The sequence below is a fragment of the Mycobacterium pinniadriaticum genome (assembly GCF_026242045.1).
In the GTDB taxonomy this organism is placed as follows: Bacteria; Actinomycetota; Actinomycetes; order Mycobacteriales; family Mycobacteriaceae; genus Mycobacterium; species Mycobacterium pinniadriaticum.
Genome location: NZ_JAPJDO010000035.1, coordinates 24,308 through 43,513, shown reverse-complemented (window position 1 = coordinate 43,513; position 19,206 = coordinate 24,308). Strand labels below are relative to the sequence as shown.

General features: G+C 66.3%; 19 protein-coding genes. 11 read left to right on the top strand and 8 right to left on the bottom strand.

Annotation, left to right across the window (positions count from 1 at the left end):
* Positions 1–105 precede the first annotated feature (105 nt).
* On the top strand, positions 106–2,835 hold the full coding sequence (locus tag ORI27_RS26455) for a LuxR C-terminal-related transcriptional regulator (RefSeq protein ID WP_266000075.1): 2,730 nt from the start codon (positions 106–108) through the stop codon (positions 2,833–2,835).
* Positions 2,836–2,847: 12 nt separating this feature from the next.
* Here ORI27_RS26455 and ORI27_RS26450 read toward each other — a convergent pair whose 3' ends face one another.
* The 4 genes from ORI27_RS26450 to ychF all read right to left on the bottom strand — a co-directional run bounded on the left by ORI27_RS26450 (position 2,848) and on the right by ychF (position 5,531).
* Positions 2,848–3,396: a VOC family protein gene (locus tag ORI27_RS26450; RefSeq protein ID WP_266000073.1), complete on the bottom strand. Its 549-nt coding sequence runs from the start codon at positions 3,394–3,396 to the stop codon at positions 2,848–2,850.
* 24 nt (positions 3,397–3,420) lie between these two features.
* The gene (locus tag ORI27_RS26445; RefSeq protein ID WP_407666435.1) at positions 3,421–3,711 is read right to left on the bottom strand and encodes a VOC family protein; all 291 of its coding nucleotides are present in this window, start codon (positions 3,709–3,711) and stop codon (positions 3,421–3,423) included.
* Between the two features lie 134 nt (positions 3,712–3,845).
* Entirely contained in the window at positions 3,846–4,412 is a 567-nt protein-coding gene (locus ORI27_RS26440) for a dihydrofolate reductase family protein (RefSeq protein ID WP_266000072.1), read from the bottom strand.
* A 39-nt stretch (positions 4,413–4,451) separates the two neighbouring features.
* Positions 4,452–5,531 carry a redox-regulated ATPase YchF gene (gene ychF, locus ORI27_RS26435; protein ID WP_266000071.1) on the bottom strand — a complete coding sequence of 360 codons (1,080 nt, stop codon included), beginning with the start codon at positions 5,529–5,531 and terminating at the stop codon, positions 4,452–4,454.
* A 94-nt stretch (positions 5,532–5,625) separates the two neighbouring features.
* On the opposite strand from ychF, the gene ORI27_RS26430 reads away from it, so the two are divergent.
* Positions 5,626–6,750 carry a DUF6542 domain-containing protein gene (locus ORI27_RS26430; protein WP_266000070.1) on the top strand — a complete coding sequence of 375 codons (1,125 nt, stop codon included), beginning with the start codon at positions 5,626–5,628 and terminating at the stop codon, positions 6,748–6,750.
* Here ORI27_RS26430 and ORI27_RS26425 read toward each other — a convergent pair.
* Positions 6,747–7,748, bottom strand: coding sequence for a 4-hydroxy-3-methylbut-2-enyl diphosphate reductase (locus tag ORI27_RS26425; protein ID WP_266000069.1), 1,002 nt, complete (start codon positions 7,746–7,748; stop codon positions 6,747–6,749). The two genes, ORI27_RS26430 and ORI27_RS26425, sit on opposite strands and share 4 nt — an antisense overlap.
* A 53-nt stretch (positions 7,749–7,801) precedes the next feature.
* On the opposite strand from ORI27_RS26425, the gene ORI27_RS26420 reads away from it, so the two are divergent.
* From ORI27_RS26420 to ORI27_RS26405, 4 genes are read left to right on the top strand one after another with little or no spacing between them, the layout of a single operon-like run.
* A complete protein-coding gene (locus ORI27_RS26420; RefSeq protein ID WP_266000068.1) occupies positions 7,802–8,356 on the top strand; it encodes a lipid droplet-associated protein in 555 nt (184 codons plus the stop codon).
* On the top strand, positions 8,353–9,573 hold the full coding sequence (gene xseA / locus ORI27_RS26415; RefSeq protein WP_266000067.1) for an exodeoxyribonuclease VII large subunit: 1,221 nt from the start codon (positions 8,353–8,355) through the stop codon (positions 9,571–9,573). Before ORI27_RS26420 ends, xseA begins: the two co-directional genes overlap by 4 nt.
* The gene (locus tag ORI27_RS26410) at positions 9,570–9,800 is read left to right on the top strand and encodes an exodeoxyribonuclease VII small subunit (RefSeq protein WP_266000065.1); all 231 of its coding nucleotides are present in this window, start codon (positions 9,570–9,572) and stop codon (positions 9,798–9,800) included. The genes xseA and ORI27_RS26410 overlap by 4 nt, the downstream gene beginning before the upstream one ends.
* Before the next feature lie 52 nt (positions 9,801–9,852).
* The gene (locus tag ORI27_RS26405) at positions 9,853–10,950 is read left to right on the top strand and encodes a 3-beta-hydroxysteroid dehydrogenase (RefSeq protein ID WP_266000093.1); all 1,098 of its coding nucleotides are present in this window, start codon (positions 9,853–9,855) and stop codon (positions 10,948–10,950) included.
* A gap of 7 nt (positions 10,951–10,957) precedes the next feature.
* On the opposite strand, the gene ORI27_RS26400 is transcribed toward ORI27_RS26405, so the two are convergent.
* Genes ORI27_RS26400 through ORI27_RS26390 form a run of 3 tightly spaced genes read right to left on the bottom strand, consistent with a single transcriptional unit; the run spans position 10,958 to position 14,200 of the window.
* Positions 10,958–11,368, bottom strand: a complete 411-nt coding sequence (locus tag ORI27_RS26400; protein ID WP_266000064.1) for a hypothetical protein — start codon at positions 11,366–11,368, stop codon at positions 10,958–10,960.
* Positions 11,365–11,769, bottom strand: coding sequence for a hypothetical protein (locus ORI27_RS26395; RefSeq protein ID WP_266000063.1), 405 nt, complete (start codon positions 11,767–11,769; stop codon positions 11,365–11,367). Before ORI27_RS26395 ends, ORI27_RS26400 begins: the two co-directional genes overlap by 4 nt.
* Before the next feature lie 22 nt (positions 11,770–11,791).
* Positions 11,792–14,200: a plasma-membrane proton-efflux P-type ATPase gene (locus ORI27_RS26390; RefSeq protein WP_407666434.1), complete on the bottom strand. Its 2,409-nt coding sequence runs from the start codon at positions 14,198–14,200 to the stop codon at positions 11,792–11,794.
* 112 nt (positions 14,201–14,312) lie between these two features.
* Between ORI27_RS26390 and ORI27_RS26385 the strand changes: the two genes are divergently transcribed.
* From ORI27_RS26385 to ORI27_RS26365, 5 genes are all read left to right on the top strand, one after another.
* Entirely contained in the window at positions 14,313–15,338 is a 1,026-nt protein-coding gene (locus ORI27_RS26385; RefSeq protein ID WP_266000060.1) for a hypothetical protein, read from the top strand.
* A gap of 158 nt (positions 15,339–15,496) precedes the next feature.
* Entirely contained in the window at positions 15,497–15,712 is a 216-nt protein-coding gene (locus ORI27_RS26380; RefSeq protein WP_266000058.1) for an amidase family protein, read from the top strand.
* Positions 15,713–15,841: 129 nt separating this feature from the next.
* Entirely contained in the window at positions 15,842–17,386 is a 1,545-nt protein-coding gene (locus tag ORI27_RS26375) for an arylsulfatase (RefSeq protein ID WP_266000056.1), read from the top strand.
* Positions 17,379–18,311, top strand: coding sequence for an HAD family hydrolase (locus tag ORI27_RS26370; protein ID WP_266000054.1), 933 nt, complete (start codon positions 17,379–17,381; stop codon positions 18,309–18,311). The genes ORI27_RS26375 and ORI27_RS26370 overlap by 8 nt, the downstream gene beginning before the upstream one ends.
* Entirely contained in the window at positions 18,308–19,198 is an 891-nt protein-coding gene (locus tag ORI27_RS26365) for a formylglycine-generating enzyme family protein (protein ID WP_266000052.1), read from the top strand. Before ORI27_RS26370 ends, ORI27_RS26365 begins: the two co-directional genes overlap by 4 nt.
* The last annotated feature ends 8 nt before the right edge of the window (positions 19,199–19,206 follow it).

The window sequence follows — 19,206 nt, the reverse complement described above, 5'->3', positions numbered from 1 at the left end:
CCCTTAGGTGAGGCTTCGCTAGGGATAGATATCTGACATCATCATCGAAGTGACCGGCACGCAGCAGTGCGGCCGGATCCAGAGCCATAGGGGGAGGCGACGCTGATGCAGCCCAGGAGGCGGCTCGCCCCGGTCGTGTCGACCAGGCTGCGCGCCCCCAATTTGGACGGCGGGTTGATCTCCCGCGAACGCCTCATCGATCTGCTGCAGGCGGGCCGCGACAAACGGCTGGCATTGATCCACGGCCCAGCGGGTTTCGGCAAGACGACGTTGGCCGCGCAATGGCAGCGGGTGCTGAGCGCCGAAGGCGTGCCGGTCGCGTGGATCACCCTGGGCCGCGATGACAACGACACCGCCTCATTTCTCGGCCATCTCGTCGAGGCGGTTCGCCGCGTGGAACCCAGCGTGGGCGCCGGCCTGGGTGGCCTGCTGGAACAGGAATCCGACGATGCCCAGCGCTATGTACTGACCGAGTTGGTCAATCAATGCGCCGAATACGGACGCCCGGTGGCGGTGGTGCTCGATGACTGGCATCTCATCGAAGACGAGGGCGCCACAGCGGTATTGGAATCTCTCCTCGATGTCGGACCGGCCAACCTGCACCTGATCGTGACAACCCGAACCCGCGGACCGGCAATCGCACGACTCAAGGTCCGCAAGCAGGTCCACGAGATCGATGCCATGCAGCTTCGCTTTGACCAGAAGGAATCGGCCGCCTTCCTGCTCGAGCTCAATGCGCTCGAACTCAACGGCGACGACGTGCACACACTGTGGTCGAGCACCGAGGGGTGGGTGGCCGCGCTGCAGCTGGCCACGCTGTCGTTGCGCAGCAGCCCGGACCCGTCGGCGCTGATCCGCGACTTCTCCGGACGCCACCACTCCATCGGGGACTATCTGGCCGAGAATGTCCTCGACACGCTGCCGCCCGACCTCCTCGATTTCCTTCTGACCACGTCGATCTGCGAGCGCCTGTGTGGAGGGCTCGCCGCCGCGGTCAGCGGCCGAACTCGCGGACAGACCATCCTCGAGGACCTCGAACGCCGCGACCTGTTCCTGCGACCGCTCGATGACAACCGCGAGTGGTTTCGTTACCACCATCTGTTCGCCGGCTATCTGCGCCAGCGACTGGAACGCGACCACGGCGAGCGGATCGTGGTCCTCCATCGCACCGCGTCCGCCTGGTTCGCCGAGCACGGGCTGTACGGCGAGGCGGTCGCCCACGCACTGAGCGCAGGCGACGCGCCCGCGGCGGTGGACCTGGTGGAACGCCAGGCGATGTCGCTGGTGGAACACAGCCGGATGGCCACCCTGCTCGCATTGGTGAACAAGCTGCCCAGGCACCTGCTGGCCGCCCGACCGAACCTGCACCTCGCCATCGCGTGGGCCAATTGCCTGCTGCAGCGCCGCGACCAGGCCCAGGTATCGCTGAACCTGGCCCGTGCCGCCCAGGGCTGCGCGCCCGCGGGCGTGCTGGGCGAAGCCGATGTCGTGCAGGCCTGCATCGACGTCTACGGCGACCGGATCGACCGGGCCGCAGAGCTCGTCGCACCGTACCTCGTGGAGAATTCCGGCTACCGGCCCTTCCTGGTCGCGGTGTCGGCCAACATCAGCACCTTCGTCGACCTCCACAACTTCGCCTACGACTCTGCCGAAGCACGCCAGCGCTGGGCGGCCCCGTTTCACGAAGCCACGGCAGGGCCGTTCGCCGGTGTGTACGGGCGATGCTTCGCAGGCCTGGCCGCGTTCGCACGGGTCGATCTGGTCAGCGCCGAACGTCACTATTCCGAAGCCTGGGATGTAGCTCAGCACATGGCCGGACAGCACTCGCATGCGGCCCGGTTGGCCGGCGCGCTGCTCGGCCGGGTGCTCTACGAGAACGGCGACATCGACTCGGCAGAAACGCTTCTGGAAGAGTGTCACGAGCTGGGAGCCGAAAGCGGCGTCGCCGATTTCATGATCGCGACTTACAGCACGCTGGCGCGTATCAAGGTCCTGCGCGGCGACATCGAGGAAGCCATGGCTCTTCTCGAAGAAGGAATTTCCACCGCGCACCACCTTTCGATGCCCCGGCTGGCCGCTGCGCTTCACAGCGATTGCCTACGTCTGCACCTCGCCGTCGGCGACGTCTCCCGCGCCCAGGACGCACTCGCGCGCAGCACTGACGACATCGCCCCCGCGCACGACGGCATCGCCTTCGCCGTGCGCTACCACCAGCGGGGCATGCAGGCCCGAATATTGCGCGCCAAGAACGATTTCGAAGGTGCGTGTCGAGTCCTGTCGGCAATGCGCGATGATAGTAAGGCGGTCGGTTGGCGTTACGGGGAGACCGCGACCACCATCAAACTGGCCAAAGTGCTTTACCTCAGCGGGAATACCGCAGCCGCAACCGATACTCTGGTGCCCGCGCTGATCACCGGCGCACGCGCCGGGCTGATCCGCACGGTTGTCGATACCGGACCGGAAATCCTGAGTATGGTTGCCCGGCTCCGTGAGGCGAGCCGGACCAGCCGACAGGCCAACGGCTTTCCCGAGGTGCCTCCCACCTATCTATCGCGGTTGCTGGCCACCGCCCACAGCGACGCCCGCAGCGCGGCCATTCCGGTCATCGCGCGGGTCGCCGAGCGATCACCGTTACCTGAAGAGCCGCTCAGTGCACGGGAAGTCGACATCCTGCGACTTTTGGACCGCGGCCTGTCCAACAAACAGATCGCCCGCAACCTCGGGGTGACCATCAACACCGTCAAGTGGTATCTCAAGAGCATCTACATCAAGCTCGGAGTCGGCAGGCGCGGCGAATCGATCGCCGAGGCGCGGCGGCGCCGCATCCTGCCGTGAGATCCTGATCGGCTATGACGGAAGAGTCCGCCTTGCCTGCCGCATCACACCGGTGCCCGTGTCCGCCAGATCCGGCCGATTCTCGGCGAAACCCCTCATGGCCCGATAGAACGACCAGATTTGGCGAGGACTCGGCACTTTCGGCATCCACGCCAATTCCCAGTGAATTCCGTTGATCGGATCGTCGAAGAACACCGCGTAGTAGCCCGGCCAGTAGTGCGGGTACTCCTTCGGCTCGTCCGTGACGGGGATATCGCGTCGAATCAGAAACTCGCGATAGAAGCGGTCGACTTCTTTGCTGTTCCGGGCCCACAGGGCAATGTGATTGATGCCGACAGCCTGGTCTTGGTGGGTCAGTTTGCCGCCGGTGCGCGCGGGCTGGATGCCGATGTAGCTATGCGGATTGGCGTAGCGGGTCATGTAGTAGACCGATTGGTACTCGATGTTCAGCGTGGAGAAGCTGCCGTACCCGAGCCAGCCGAACAACGCGTCGTAGAACGCGATGGACCGTTCATAGTCCAAGACCGCGAACTCCACGTGACACACACCCCGCCACCGCATCGCGCCTCCCTCTAGTCCGTTGGCTCAGTCGTGATGAGCGACCACGTTGATGATGTTGCCGTCGGGCGCACGGACAAAGAACCGACGGACACCCCAGTCTTCCGTCGACAGCGGATGGACGATCTCAAATCCGCTCGCTCTGGCTTCCCTCGTAAGCCGCCTCGACGTCGTCGGTGTGGACCGAGATGACCGAGTCCTCGGGCGCGGTCGCATCCCGCGTGACGAGTTGAACGTGCGCCCCGGTGCCGGGGTCGGTGTAGCGAGCCACCCAGCCCAGATTGAATTCCTCGTCGGCCAACCCCAGGAAGTCGGCATAGAAGCGCTTGGCCGCCTCGATGTCTGAAACTCGTAGGTTGGACGTGACGCGTTTGACGCGCATGACCCTCCTCACGCAAACGGACTGGGCGCTACCTACACGGTAGACCGGCCTTCAACGGCGTCACCCAGCCTCACCGAGGGTGCACATAGCGCAACAGGGCGACGCCATTGTCGAACGTTCGGTGCTCGACCAGAACCACGTCGAGGCGCGCATCGCCGGGCAATGCGCGCAGACCACCACCAACTATCTTCGGCACCACGAAGAACGCGAACTCCTCCACCAGACCGGCCCGAATCGCCGGGGCCGCCACGGTCGGCCCGAAGATCTCGACCACACCCGCGGCATCATCGACGATCTGCTGCAGTTCGGCCAGCCCCAGGCCGGACAGCAGATGGACGCGACCCGAGCCGGTCTCGTCGGGCATCAGCGTCGATGACACCACGACCTTCTCGATACCTCGCCAGCGCCGGGCGAACTCCCACTCGGCCGCCGTCCAGACCTCGTCGACCGGATCGGTCTCCCAGTACTGCATCAGCGTGTACGTCTTGCGGCCCAGCACCTCGGTCGACACCGTGGCCATGCGATCGATGTGCGCGTCGAACACCGCCCCGTTCGGGGCCGACCACTGGAAATCCCCAGCGGCGTCGGCAACGTAGCCGTCGAGGGACACCGTCGCGGTGTAGTTCAGTTTTCCCATACGGTTGAGACTGACGCGCTCGACGAGATTAACCGCGCCTTACACGTTGAATCGGAACTCGACAACGTCACCGTCGGCCATCACGTAGTCCTTGCCTTCCATCCGCACCTTGCCCGCGGACTTGGCCGCGGCCATCGTCCCGGCATCCACCAGGTCGTCATAAGAGACGACCTCGGCCTTGATGAAGCCCTTCTCGAAGTCGGTGTGGATCACTCCGGCCGCCTTGGGCGCGGTGTCGCCCTGGTGAATCACCCACGCGCGGGCCTCTTTCGGGCCCGCCGTCAGATAGGTCTGCAGCTTCAACGTGTGAAAGCCCGCACGCGCCAACGCATCCAGCCCACGTTCGGTCTGCCCGATCGACTCCAGCAGCTCGGCCGCCGACTCATCGTCGAGCTCTTGGAGTTCCGCCTCGATCTTGGCGTCCAGGAACACAGAATCGGCCGGCGCGACCATCGCCCGCAGCGAGGCTACCCGGTCGGCGTCGGTCAGCACCGACTCGTCGCAGTTGAACACGTACAGAAACGGCTTGGTGGTCAACAGGTTCAACTCACGCAGCAGCGCCGAGTCCACCTTGGTCCCCGCAGCGAACAGCGTCGTGCCGTCGTTGAGCACCTGCTGGGCAGCCGACGCGGCCTCGAACACCGGTTTGCGGTCCTTGTTGTTGCGGGCTTCCTTCTCCAGCCGGGGTACCGCCCGCTCCAGCGTCTGCAGGTCGGCCAGGATCAGCTCGGTCTCGATGACCTCGATATCGGATTTGGGATCCACCTTTCCGTCGACGTGGACCACGTCGTCGTCGGCGAACACCCGCACCACCTGACAGATCGCGTCACACTCACGGATGTTCGCCAGGAACTTGTTGCCCAGGCCCGCACCTTCGGAGGCCCCCTTCACGATGCCGGCGATGTCGACGAAGGTGACCGGGGCCGGCAGGATCCGCTCGGAACCGAAGATCTCGGCCAGCTTTTCCAGTCGTGGATCCGGCAGGGGCACCACGCCCTCATTCGGCTCGATGGTGGCGAACGGATAGTTGGCTGCCAGCACGTTGTTGCGGGTCAGCGCATTGAACAGAGTCGATTTCCCCACGTTGGGCAGACCGACGATTCCCAGGCTCAGGCTCACAGGGAACACAGTCTAGGAGAAAACTGCGGTGAGGCCCTCCGGCGCGCGGCCCCGCCGTCGGTCCACATCCTGCCGGAAACGGTACGGTCTACGTGTGTCAGCACAGCGAGCCAGGTCGTCAGTCGCGGCCGCGAATCGCTCGGCGCATCCGAATCTCCCCGGCGTGCCATGGTGGGGTGCAGTCCTGATTGCTGTGATCGCCACCACAATTGGCTTCGCCTTCGATGCCGGCTCGGGCAACAAGGAACTCGGCAATATGTTCGCCGCCCTGTACGCCGTCGGGTGTGTGGCCGCCGTACTCGCGGTGCGGCAGTCCAGCATTTTCACCGCCGTCATCCAGCCCCCGCTGATTCTGTTCGTCGCAGTGCCCAGTGCCTACTTCTTGTTCCACGGTGCCGCGTTCACCGGCATCAAGGACACTCTCATCAACTTCGGCTACCCACTGATTGAGCGCTTTCCGCTGATGCTGTTCACCTCGGCCGGTGTGCTGCTCATCGGGTTGGTGCGCTGGTACTTCTCGATGTCGGGCCGCTCGGTGGTCGCGGCCGCCCCCGACGAGACCGAAGCGGCGCCCGGGCTGTTCGCCGGTCTGGCCGCCAAGCTGAGCTCGGCTCTGGGCCGCGGTGACGCCGACGACGCGGACGCCGAACGGGCACCCCGGCGCAGGCACGGCATCGACCGCCCCGCGACGGCGGAGAAGCGCCCCCGATCCGGCCGGTCCGCCAGACGTCCCGCGCCGACCCGGTCTCGACACGCCCGTCCCCCGCTGGAGGACATCACCGAGGTGCCGGACCGACCCCGTCGCCAGTCGGCCCGCCGTCGCCCGGACACCGACCCCGCCGCGCCCGATTTCGCCGATCCCCCACGGCGCCGGCGCCAGCCGCACGACCCGAATGGCCGCATACCACCGTCCCGGCGCGAGCCCCGTGACCCTCGCGAACCGCGGCCGCCTCGGGAACGGCGGGATCCCTACGGAGCACCGCCACAGCGCGGCAGCCGGTTTGAGCCCTACGATGCCTATCCGCCCTACGAGCCGTATTCGGCCTACGAACCACCGCCGCGGCAACGGCAACCCGGCAGGGCCAACGGCGACAGTGGCACCCACCATCCGGTATCTCGGGTGCGCTACCGCGGCGACGAAGAGGACGCCGGGGGCCAGCAGCCCCGGCCGCGGCGCTCCAGTGAGTGGGACGTCGAGTCCTGGCGCTCCGACCGCTAAGAGCGGGCCGGGCGGATTTCGCGTGGTAACGCGAACACCAACGTCTCGTTGGCCGTGGTCACCGACTGCACGGTGCCGTAGCCGAACTCGGCCAGGCGCTCCAGCACCCCGCGCACCAGCACCTCCGGAACCGACGCGCCTGAGGTGACTCCCACCGTGGTGACCCCGGACAACCAGGCCGGGTCGATGTCCTCGGCGTAATCCACCAGGAAGGACGACTGCGCCCCCGCGTTCAGGGCGACCTCGACCAGCCGCACCGAGTTCGACGAGTTGCGTGAACCCACCACGATCACCAGATCGCACTCGGGTGCCATCGCCTTGACCGCGCCCTGCCGGTTCTGGGTGGCGTAGCAGATGTCGTCGCTGGGCGGGTCCTGCAGCGTCGGGAATTTCTCCCGCAGCCGGCGCACCGTCTCCATCGTCTCGTCGACGCTCAGGGTGGTCTGGGACAGCCAGATCACCTTGTTCGGGTCGCGCACGGTGACGTTGTCCACGGCGTCCGGATTGTCGACGACCTGGACGTGATCGGGCGCCTCCCCGGCGGTGCCGACGACTTCTTCATGGCCTTCATGCCCGATCAGCAGGATGTCGTAGTCGTCGCGGGCGAATCGCTTGGCCTCGTTGTGCACCTTGGTGACCAGCGGACAGGTGGCGTCGATGACCTGCAGCCTGCGCTCCGAGGCCGTCTCGTGGACGGTGGGGGCGACGCCATGGGCCGAGAACACCACGATCGCCCCCTCGGGCACCTGGTCGGTCTCGTCGACGAACACCGCGCCGGCCTTGGCCAGGGTCTCCACCACGTGCTTGTTGTGCACGATTTCGTGGCGCACATAGACCGGTGCCCCGTGCTTCTCCAGCGCGCGTTCGACGGTCTCGACGGCCCGGTCCACACCGGCGCAGTAACCTCGCGGCTCGGCCAGCAGTACCCGCTTGCCGGTCACGACCCCCGCGGCCGAACTGGCGGCACCGGGAATCCCCATGTTGACGGTAGGCGGCATGCTTTCAGGGTACGTTCCCGCAACGTGGCCGGGCCAGTCGTAGGCTGGGGCCCATGGCAACTGCACCGTATGGGGTTCGTCTGCTGGTCGGCGCCGCCGTGACGGCCATGGAGGAGACCCGCAAGCTGCCCCAAACCATCCTGATGTACCCGATGACGGTGGCCAGCACCGTCGCGCACATCGTGATGAAGGTGCAGCAGGACCTGGCTGACCTGGTGATCAAGGGCGACAGCGCACTGGAGACCATTTTCCCGCCGAAGGACGAGCAGCCCGAGTGGGCGACCTTCGACGAGGACCTCCCCGCCGACGACACCGACGGACAGACGCCCGACGGGGAACGCCTCACCGAGGGCCGCTTCGCGCTGTACACGATGACCGAAGGCGTCGAGACGAAGACACCGACGTCGGCGACGAGCCCGTCCACCGCGCCGGAGATCGCCGCGGAACTCGACTATGAGTCGCTGACCCTGGCCCAGCTGCGGGCCCGGCTGCAGTCGCTGAGCGTCGCCGATCTCGAGTCGCTGCTGGCCTACGAGGAAGCCTCCAAGGCCCGCGCCCCGTTCCAGACCCTGCTGGCCAACAGGATCACCCGCGCGACCGCCAAGTGACCCAGGGCAACTCCGCGGAGAACCCGTATCCGGTCCGGGCGGTGGCCATCCGGGTGGCCGGCTGGATCGACAAGCTGGGCGTCGTGTGGGTCGAGGGCCAGTTGACCCAGATCAACGTGCGCAGTTCTACGGCGTACATGGTGCTGCGTGATCCGGCGGCCAACATGTCCCTGGACATCAGTTGCCCGCGTGATCTGGTGCTCGCGGCCCCGGTGAAGCTCGCCGAGGGCACCCAGGTGGTGGTCTGCGGCAAACCGACGTTCTATACGGTTCGCGGTTCATTCTCCTTGCGGGTCAGCGATATTCGCGCGGTCGGTGTCGGCGAGCTGCTGGCCCGTATCGAGCGGTTGCGCAAGCTGCTGGAGGCCGAGGGCTTGTTCGATCCGCGGTTGAAACGCCCGCTGCCGTTTCTGCCGTCGACCGTCGGGTTGATCACCGGGCGGGCCAGCGCGGCCGAGCACGACGTGACGACGGTGGCCGCGGCCCGCTGGCCGGCGGTGCGCTTCGCGATTCGCAACACGGCCGTGCAAGGGGTCAACGCGGTGGCGCAGATCGTGGAAGCCCTGGCGGCGCTGGATTCCGATCCCGAGGTCGACGTCATCGTGATCGCCCGCGGCGGCGGCAGTGTGGAGGATTTGCTGCCGTTCTCCGACGAGACCCTGTGCCGGGCGATCGCGGCGTGTACCACCCCGGTGGTCAGCGCGGTCGGCCACGAGCCCGACAACCCGCTGTGCGATCTGGTCGCCGACCTGCGTGCGGCCACGCCCACCGACGCCGCCAAGAAGGTGGTACCCGACACGGCCGCCGAATTGGCGCTGGTCAAGGAGTTGCGCCAGCGCAGCGCCCAGGCCCTGCGCAACTGGGTCGGCCGTGAGGAGCGCACCCTGAGCCATTTGCGCAGCCGCCCGGTGCTAGCCGACCCGCTGCGGGCGCTGACCCAGCGCACCGAGGAGGTCGAGCGCGCCCGAACCGCCGTGCGACGCGACGTCAAAAGGCTGGTCGCCGTCGAAACCGACCGGATCGGCCATCTGGCGGCGCGGCTGGCCACCCTGGGCCCGGCCGCCACGCTGGCGCGCGGCTACGCCGTGGTGCAGACCGCGACCGGCGACATTCTTCGAACGACCGCCGACGCACCGACGGGCACCCGGCTGCGTATCCGCGTCGGCGACGGCGCGATCGGCGCCACCAGTACCGGCCCGACGGATGGAGCCGCATGAGCAAACCAGAGAAAACGAAGCCTATTAGTGAGCTCGGCTACGAAGATTGCCGCGACGAGCTGATCGAGGTGGTCCGGGTACTAGAACAAGGCGGACTCGATCTTGATTCGTCGCTGAAACTGTGGGAGCGGGGCGAGGAACTGGCACGACGCTGCGAACAACACTTAGCCGGTGCCCGCAAGCGCATCGAAGACGCCCTAGCCGGCCGCGACGACGACCAAGACTGATCCGCCGCGGCCGATTACCTGCGACATTGGAAAACTGGAACGTGTTTCAGTTATCCTCGCCGCCATGGGTGATGCCACGTTGACGACCGACCTCGGCCGCGTCCTGGTGACCGGCGGCGCCGGATTCGTCGGCGCCAACCTGGTGCGGGAACTGCTCGACACCGGACACTTCGTCCGCGCCTTCGACCGGGCGGTTTCGCCGCTACCGCCGCATGAGCGGTTGGAGGTGATCCAGGGCGATATCTGCGACACCGCCACCGTCGCGGCGGCGGTCGACGGGATCGACACCATCTTCCACACCGCGGCGATCATCGACCTGATGGGCGGGGCGTCGGTCACCGACGAGTACCGCAAGCGCAGCTTCGACGTCAACGTCGGCGGCACCAAGAATCTGGTGCACGCCGCGCAGGCCGCCGGCGTCCAGCGGTTCGTCTACACCGCATCCAACAGTGTCGTCATGGGCGGCCAGCGCATCGTGAACGGCGACGAAACGCTGCCCTACACCACTCGATTCAACGACCTCTACACCGAGACCAAGGTGGCGGCCGAGAAGTTCGTACTGAGCCAGAACGGGGTGGACGGCCTGCTCACCTGTTCGATCCGTCCCAGCGGCATCTGGGGCCGCGGCGATCAGACCATGTTCCGCAAGCTGTTCGAGCGGGTGATAGCCGGTCATGTGAAGGTTCTGGTCGGCAACAAGGACGCCAAACTCGACAACTCCTACGTGCACAACCTGGTGCACGGGTTCGTCCTGGCCGCGCAGCATCTGGTGCCCGGCGGCACCGCGCCCGGCCAGGCCTATTTCATCAACGATGGCGAGCCCATCAACATGTTCGACTTCTCCCGGCCGGTGGTCGAGGCCTGCGGCGAGAAATGGCCGACATTCTGGATACCCGGGGGGTTCGTCCACGCGGTGCTGACCGGCTGGCAGTGGCTGCACTTCAAGTTCGGACTGCCCCAACCGCCGCTGGAACCGCTTGCGGTGGAACGGGTATCGATCGACAACTACTTCTCCATCGACAAGGCCCGCCGCGACCTCGGCTATCAGCCGCTCTACACCACCGACCAGGCGCTGCAACACTGCCTGCCGTACTACACCGAGCTCTACGCCGAGATGAAGGGCGTCGGGAAACCCGCGACCGTCAGTTGAGCCGCGTCTAGCGCATCGCGTTCTTGACGACCTGCCCATAGGCGGCCTTCTGTTCATCCGAGACGTTCGGGGCGAACACCACGACGACGTCCTCGACCTGCAGCATGTCCCGCACTCCGCCGGCATAGATCTCCGCGCGCCCGGTGCTCGGAAATTTCAGGATCGACACCGTATCGGTATCGATCGCCTGGACGCAGCCCGCCTCCGGGCAGGTCGACGCTGTCGCATCGTGGGCGTTGACCGCGGGCAGGCCTGCCTTCTTGATGGCACTCAGCACAGCGTCGACGGAGACGGTGTTCAGCAGCCCCGCCCCACCCGCCGTCGGTGGCGGGGCACCGGAATCCCTGGCACCGCAGCCCTGAAGTACCGCGGCCAGCAGGACAACGACGAACCCCCAGCGGGCGGCTGATCGGCTCATGGCAGCAACCGTCCAATCGCCTCGAGATAACCGTCTCGCTCCGCAGCGGACAGTGGCGGCGCGAATTCGACGACGATGTTGGCGAACCTCGGCAGCCCGTGCGTCACCGAATACCACTTGGCCTGCGGGACGGTCGCGAAGGACTTGACCCGCATGGTGTCGGTGACGATTGCCTGCTCACATCCGGCGGCGGGACACTCCTGAGCGGTGGTGTCGATGGGGTTGGGCGTCGCGACGCCCTCGGCGGTCAGGGCCGCCACCAGGCCGGCCGCGGTCAGCGGCTCCTGCACGGTGGTGGCATGGCTGGCCGGTTCGGCGGCCGCACTCGGCAACGGCTGTTGCAGGGCGACCAGCCCGACGGCCAGGACGGCCGCACCGAGCAGGCTGAATCTCGTCGGCATCCTCCGAGGGTAACGAGCGCGACTACCGCCGATCGAGCCAGCGATACGTGAGCAGTTTCACCCGGTCTTCCGCGAGGAACCAGACCAGCGCATACACCCAGACCACGCCGGCCCAGCCCCACCCCAGCGGCGTCATGGCGAACCCGCAGACCGCGATCACCGTCGCCACCGCCTGTGTTCCGATGACCGCGCCGAGCAGGACGCGAGCCGGCGCGGGTGACGACCAGAATGGCCGCCGAGTGCGGGTGACGAAGATGGTGAGATGGCCCGATACCGACAGTTTGAGGTAGATGAGGGTCCGAATGAGTTCGCGGTCCAGGCCGAAGTACTTGTCGGCGACCAGAAACAGGAGAAAAGTCTCGGCCACTCCCATCAAACCCAGAGCGGTCGCGACGATCAGGATCCCCCTCATATCCCAGGCAGCCGGTTTCACTGAGCCGCGAACCCGGTCGTAGGCGATCGCCAGGATGGCACCGTCATTGAGCAACGCCAGGAACACGATCATCACGGCGGTGACGGGAAAGAAGTTCATGACGACGATCGCGAGCGTGATGAGCAACAGCACCCGGATCGTTTCGGCGATGCGGTAGATGGCATAGCTGGTCATCCGCTCGAAGATCTCGCGCGCCTCCCGGATGGCCGTCACGATCACCGACAGGCCGGGCGCCAACAGCACGACATCGGCCGCCGCCCGCGCGGCATCGGTCGCACCCGCCACGGCAATACCGGCATCGGCCTGCTTGAGCGCCGGAGCGTCGTTGACGCCGTCGCCGGTCATTCCCACGATGTGGCCTCGGGACTGCAGGAGCTCAACGATCCGGTACTTGTGTTCGGGATAGACCTGAGCGAACCCGTCGGCGCCCGCCACTGTGCGGGCCAGCTCGCCGTCGCCCGTCGCGGTGTCGAGCGCCCCGGCGTCGAGGATCCGGTCGCCCAGGCCGACCTGACGGGCGATCTCCTGACCGATCGCAACCTGGTCCCCGGTGACCATCTTCACGTCCACTCCGAGTTGCCTTGCCGCGGAGATGGTTTCAGACGAGTCAACTCTCGGAGGGTCGGCCAGGGCCAACACGCCCACCATCCGCCAGACACCATTCGGGTCGGTCTGGGCCACCGCCAGCGAGCGATAGCCGTGGACGGCGAATCCTTCGACGACGCCGACGACCGCGCCGGCGGCGGGGTCCTGCTGGCACAAGGTCGCGATGACCTGCGGTGCGCCCTTACTGACCTGGAACTGCCTGCCGGAGGATTCCCGTACCCGCGCTTCGGTGCGCTTGCTCACCGGGTCGAACGGGACGAACTGCAGGACCTCGAGTGCCGGTACGTCGACCGCGCCGGCCAGTATTGCGAGATCGATCGCGTCGTTGTCCTCGGCGCGGGAGGCCAGCGCGGCGGTGGCGCGCAGGGACTTCTCGGACACCCCCTCGGCGGTCCACACGGCTTCGACGGCCAGCCGGTTCTGGGTGAGGGTGCCGGTCTTGTCCGAGCACAGCAGGTCCATGCCGCCCAATTCCTCGATGGCCGGAAGGTGGCTCACCACCGCCTGTTCTCGGGCAAGCTTGCGCGCCCCGACCGCCATCGTCACCGACAGCACCGCGGGCAGCGCGACCGGTATGGACGCGATGGTCACCACCAAGGCGAACTCGAGTGTCGCCAGGACGGCGTTTCCCCGGATCAGCGACACCACCGTCGTCAGCGCCACCAGCGCCACCGCGAGCACGATCAAGTAGTGGCCGATCCGCAGGACGGCACGCTGGAAGTGGCTCACGGTACCGGCCGTCTGGACCAACGCGGCGGTGCGGCCGAAATACGACGACGCGCCGGTGGCGTAGACGACGGCATCGGCTTCTCCTCGGACCAGCACCGATCCGGAGAACAACGTTTCGCCCTGACTCCGTGTGACGGCCAGCGATTCTCCGGTAAGTGCCGATTGGTCGACCTGGACCGAAACGTCGTCGAGTACCCGCAGGTCGGCCGGTATCACGTCACCGAGCCGTACCCGTACCACGTCACCGGGTACCAGTTCACTGACCGCCACAGTGACCCATGCCCCATCCCGCCGGACGCGAGACGAGGCGGCCAGCCCCTTCTTCAGTGCGGCGATCGCACCCGCCGCCTGATGTTCTTCCACGAACGCGACCAACCCGTTGAGGACCAGAAGTACGCCGATGATCACCGCATCCGCCCAGTGCCGCGCGGCAAGTGACAGCAGCAGCGCGACCTCGATCATCCACGGGATCGGGGCCCAGAAGTAGCCGAGGAAAGCCAGTACAGGATTGACGCGCTTCTCTTCGATCTCGTTCGGCCCATAGCGGTCACGGCGGGCACGTGCCTGCTCAGATGTCAGACCCTGAGCCGAGGTATCCAGGGTCGACAGCGCCTGCGGCAAGGGAAGCGTGGCCAGCTTGTCGTCGGTGCTCACGTGTTCCACACTGCGCCACGGCCGGAGTTACCGCGAGGGCCAAAAGGCCAGCGCGGGACCGACTTCAGTACTCCGGACTCACAGCGGATTGCCAGGCTTGCGCCCCGTACACTCTGTTGCCGTGCTGATCCGCCGCGCAACAGCTGCCCTGGGGGCGTTGATCGCACTCACCGCGCTGACGGGTTGCGCGCCCGGCGTGCCGGACCGCAGCGCCGATGCGCAAGCGCTCGCTGCCCGGGTGCGGCAGTTTCCCGGCGTGGTCGCGGCCACCGCCGATTTCGCGGACAGTCAGGCCCAGGGTCTGGTGTACTTCCGGCTCTATGTCGACGTTTCCGACGGTCTGACCGCCGATCAGGCCGCCGCGATAACCGCACGATATCTGCGCGATCTCGGCGGCGGCAAGTACACCGGATACCGGATGGAACTGGACCTGCGACGCGGCTGGAATCTGTTCGCCGTCGACAGCGGGACGCTGGCGATCACCAACACCGACCAGATCGTCGCGCAGGCGCGTGACTGGGCCACGCTTCGGCACGAATTCCCCAGCGCCACAGTCACTATCCGATCCACCATCACCCATCCCGGTAGACAGCTGACCGTGCAGCAAGGCGGCCAGTCCAATCTCGCGGTCCTCGAGCTGGGCGATCCGAGCGACTACACCGGCGTCATCACCGCCGTGCGCACCCTGTCGGGTCGATTCCCACACCTGGCGGGGCTGGACTGGACCGTCGACGCCGGCAAGGAGCAACCCGCGGAGATCAAGACGTCGCGGCGACTGCCCACGGCTGCCGAACTGGGCGTCTTCGACCGCCTCAACGCCGATCAGTCGATTCCCCACATCGACCGGCTGCGAATCAACGGTCCCGTTACCGCTCCGGTGTGGTTCTCCGAGAAGACAATCGGGTCACACGATGTCGCGGTCGCGCTACAGCTGGCGCGCGCACATCTACCGGTCGTCGCGACACTGCCGGCGCCGGTGCTCTACAGCGCCAGCGACCAGCTGTCGGGCCACATCGGCGGTCGCGGATTCGCCCGCGGCCCGGTCGTGGTCACCGTCGGCGGATGCACCAGGCATGACCCGTTGGTGTACGTGCCGATTCCCGACGAGCGTCACCTGATCGCGCAGTACGAAGCCTGCACGACCTGAAACAACGCTCAGCGATCTGGGCGGAGGTCATCGGCGTACGCAGATAGGCCAACACCTCCCGTTCCCGCCGGGTGAGCGGCGGTGTCGAGGCCGAAACGCCACGACCGGCGGTCGCATAGCACGCGTCCAGACATTGCTGAAGAAAGCGCTGGTGGCCGGTGACCGACAGGTGCGCAGCCAGCATCTCCAGACACTGCGCATCGGCGTTGTCCAGGAACGAAGCGGTGAGCGTGCCTGCGGGTTTCACTTCCGACGGTCTGCCGATCGGCATGCAACTCCTCGGACCACCCGGGAGTGAACCTCTGCTGCTGTCGGTGGCCGATGCGTTGATGGCCGCGAACCCCCATGTCGCCCGCCAGCCCCCGAACTGGTAGGGATACGAAAACCGCACAGCGCGAATCTGTTGCAGTCGAACAATTTCCACAGGCGACCACACTCCCCATCCAGGGGATTGTCGCTTACGGTGGGTTGACGACGTATTCAATCCATGACAAGGGGTCACCATGCCTGACAAAAAACCCAACATTCTTGTCATCTGGGGTGACGACATCGGGATCACCAACCTCAGCTGCTACAGCGACGGCCTGATGGGCTATCGCACGCCCAACATCGACCGCATCGCCGCCGAAGGGATGCGGTTCACCGACTCCTACGGCGAGCAGAGTTGCACGGCCGGCCGCTCGTCGTTCATCACCGGCCAGAGTGTCTACCGCACCGGGTTGAGCAAGGTGGGCATGCCCGGCGTCGACGTCGGCATGTCCCCCGACGACCCGACGATCGCCACCCTGCTCAAGCCGCTGGGCTACGCCACCGGCCAGTTCGGCAAGAACCACCTCGGCGACCTCAACAAGTACCTGCCCACCGCTCATGGCTTCGACGAGTTCTTCGGCAACCTGTATCACCTCAACGCCGAGGAAGAACCCGAACACCCCGACTACCCGACCGAGGAAGAGGCGCCCCGGCTGCGCAAGAGCCTCCTGCCCCGCGGCGTGATCAAGTCCTGGGCCACCGAGGAGGCCTCCGACGAGGTGGACGAGCGCTTCGGCCCGCTGGGCAGGCAGCGCGTCGAAGACACCGGGCCGCTGACCAAGAAGCGCATGGAGACCGTCGACGACGAGACAACGGCGGCCTGCATCGACTTCATCAAGCGCCAGCACGAGGCCGACACCCCGTTCTTCGTGTGGATGAACACCACCCACATGCACTTCCGGACCCACACCAAACCGGAAAGCCTGGGACAGGCCGGGCGCTGGCAGTCGCCGTACCACGACACGATGGTCGATCACGACAAGCACGTCGGCCTGCTGCTGGACTGCCTGGATGAACTCGGCATCGCCGAGGACACCATCGTCGTCTACTCCACCGACAACGGGCCGCACGCCAACACCTGGCCCGACGGCGCCACCACCCCGTTCCGCAACGAGAAGAACAGCAACTGGGAGGGTGCGTTCCGGGTGCCGGAGATGGTGCGCTGGCCCGGCCGGATACCGGCAGGCGTGGTGTCCAACGACATCATCCAGCATCACGACTGGCTGCCGACGATCGTGGCGGCCGCGGGTGTGCCCGACATCGTGGACAAGCTCAAGCAGGGTCACACCATCGACGACAAGACCTACCACGTACACATCGACGGCTATAACCTGCTGCCCTACCTGACCGGCGAAGTCGACAAGAGCCCGCGGCGCGGGATGATCTATTTCTCCGACGACTGCGACGTGCTCGGCATCCGGATCGACAACTGGAAGGTCGTGTTCATGGAGCAACGCTGCGAAGGCACGCTGCAGATCTGGTTCGAACCGTTCACCCCGCTGCGGGCACCGAAGATCTTCAATCTGCGCACCGATCCCTTCGAACGAGCCGACATCACCTCGAACACCTACTGGGATTGGTTCCTGGATCACGACTACATCGCGTTCATGGCCAATGCGGTGGTGCTCCAGTTCCTGGAGACCTTCAAGGAGTTCCCGCCGCGGCGCGAGCCGGCGTCGTTCACGATCACCAACGCGGTGGAGAAACTCAACGACTTCCTGCAGACGATGGGTGGCTGACTTGGCCTTGGGCTTCTGGACCGACGGCCCCACGAAGTCGGCGATCGTCGACTTCGTGGGTCGGGTCACCGCCGAGGGTGGGCCGGACTACGTCGCACCGGACGATCGCGTCGCGGTGTTCGACAACGACGGCACGCTGTGGTGTGAGAAACCGGCCTACATTCAGCTGGACTTCCTGGTCCGCCGCTTCGCCGAGCAGGCCAAGGTGGACCCGTCGCTGGCGGACAAGCAACCGTACAAGGCTGCTCTGTCCGGCGACCTGGCCTGGATCGGCGATGCCGTCACGATGCACTACCAGGGCGACGACTCGCGCCTGAAAGAGCTCGTCGGAAGCATCGGCGCCGCGCACGCAAACATGAGTGTCGAAGACCACGCCGCCCGCGTGAACGCGTTCTTCGCCGAGGCCACCCACCCGACGCTCGGGCGGCCCTACCTGCAGTGCACCTACGCGCCGATGGTCGAGCTGCTGAAGTACCTGGAGGCCAACCGATTCACCAACTACATCGCCTCCGGCGGTGGACGCGATTTCATGCGTCCCATCACCGGTCCCAGCTACGGGGTACCTCCCGAGCGGGTCATCGGCAGCTCGGTGGGCATGTCCTACAGCGAGTCCGACGGTGGTGGCCATGTGCTGATCGGCGACACCATCGATGTGTTCGACGACGGCCCGGAGAAGCCGATCCGGATCTGGAACCGCATCGGCCGCCGGCCGATATTGGCGGCCGGGAACAGCAACGGCGACGTACCGATGCTGTGCTACACCGGAGCCCATGGCGGTCCCGCGCTGCGCTTGTTGGTCTTACACGACGACGCGGAACGCGAGTTCGACTACACGGCAGGCGCCGAGCAGTCGCTGGAGTACGCGAAGAAGTACGACTGGACGGTTGTCAGCATGAAGTCGGACTGGACTACCGTTTTCGTGTGACAGCAGACGTCGAGCAGGACCTGGTCTGGATACCGGCACAGACCGCTGTGCTGGGATCTGACCGGCACTACCCCGAGGAAGCTCCGGCCCGGGCGGTCACAGTTGACGGCTTCTCGATTCAGGCCCGTCAGGTCACTAATGCTGACTTCGCCGAATTCGTCTCAGCCACCGGCTATCTCACGGTAGCCGAGCGGCCGCTGAACCCCGCGGATTATCCCGATGCGCCCGCCGCCAACCTGCAACCTGGGTCGATGGTTTTTCGCCGCACCAGCGGGCCTGTCGACCTGCGGCACCTCAGCCAGTGGTGGACGTGGACTCCGGGCGCATCGTGGCGACATCCACTGGGCCCCGGCTCGTCAATCGCCAAGCGGGCCGACCATCCCGTCATCCACGTCGCCTACGAGGATGCCGAGGCGTACGCGGCGTGGGTGGGGCTGGCGTTGCCCACCGAAGCCGAATGGGAGACCGCGGCGCGCGGCGGGCTCGACCAGGCGGCGTATACATGGGGCGACCAACCCGAAGGCCCCGGCGAGCGGTTCGCCAACTTCTGGCACGGCGAGTTTCCCTGGCGCCCCGACCCGGGTTACGGGCGCACCACTCCTGCCGGCACCTTCCCGCCCAACTCGTACGGGCTGTTCGACATGGCCGGCAACGTCTGGGAGTGGACATCTGACTGGTACTCCGACACGCGCGCGGGCGACTCCTGCTGCGAGGCCGGGAGCTACGACCCCGCGCAACCGCAGTTCAAAGTCCCCCGCAGGGTCATCAAGGGCGGCTCGTTCCTGTGCGCGGACAGCTACTGCCAGCGGTACCGCCCCGCCGCCCGCCGGCCGCAGATGATCGACACCGGCATGAGCCACATCGGCTTCCGCTGCGTGAAGCGGTAGGTCAAGCA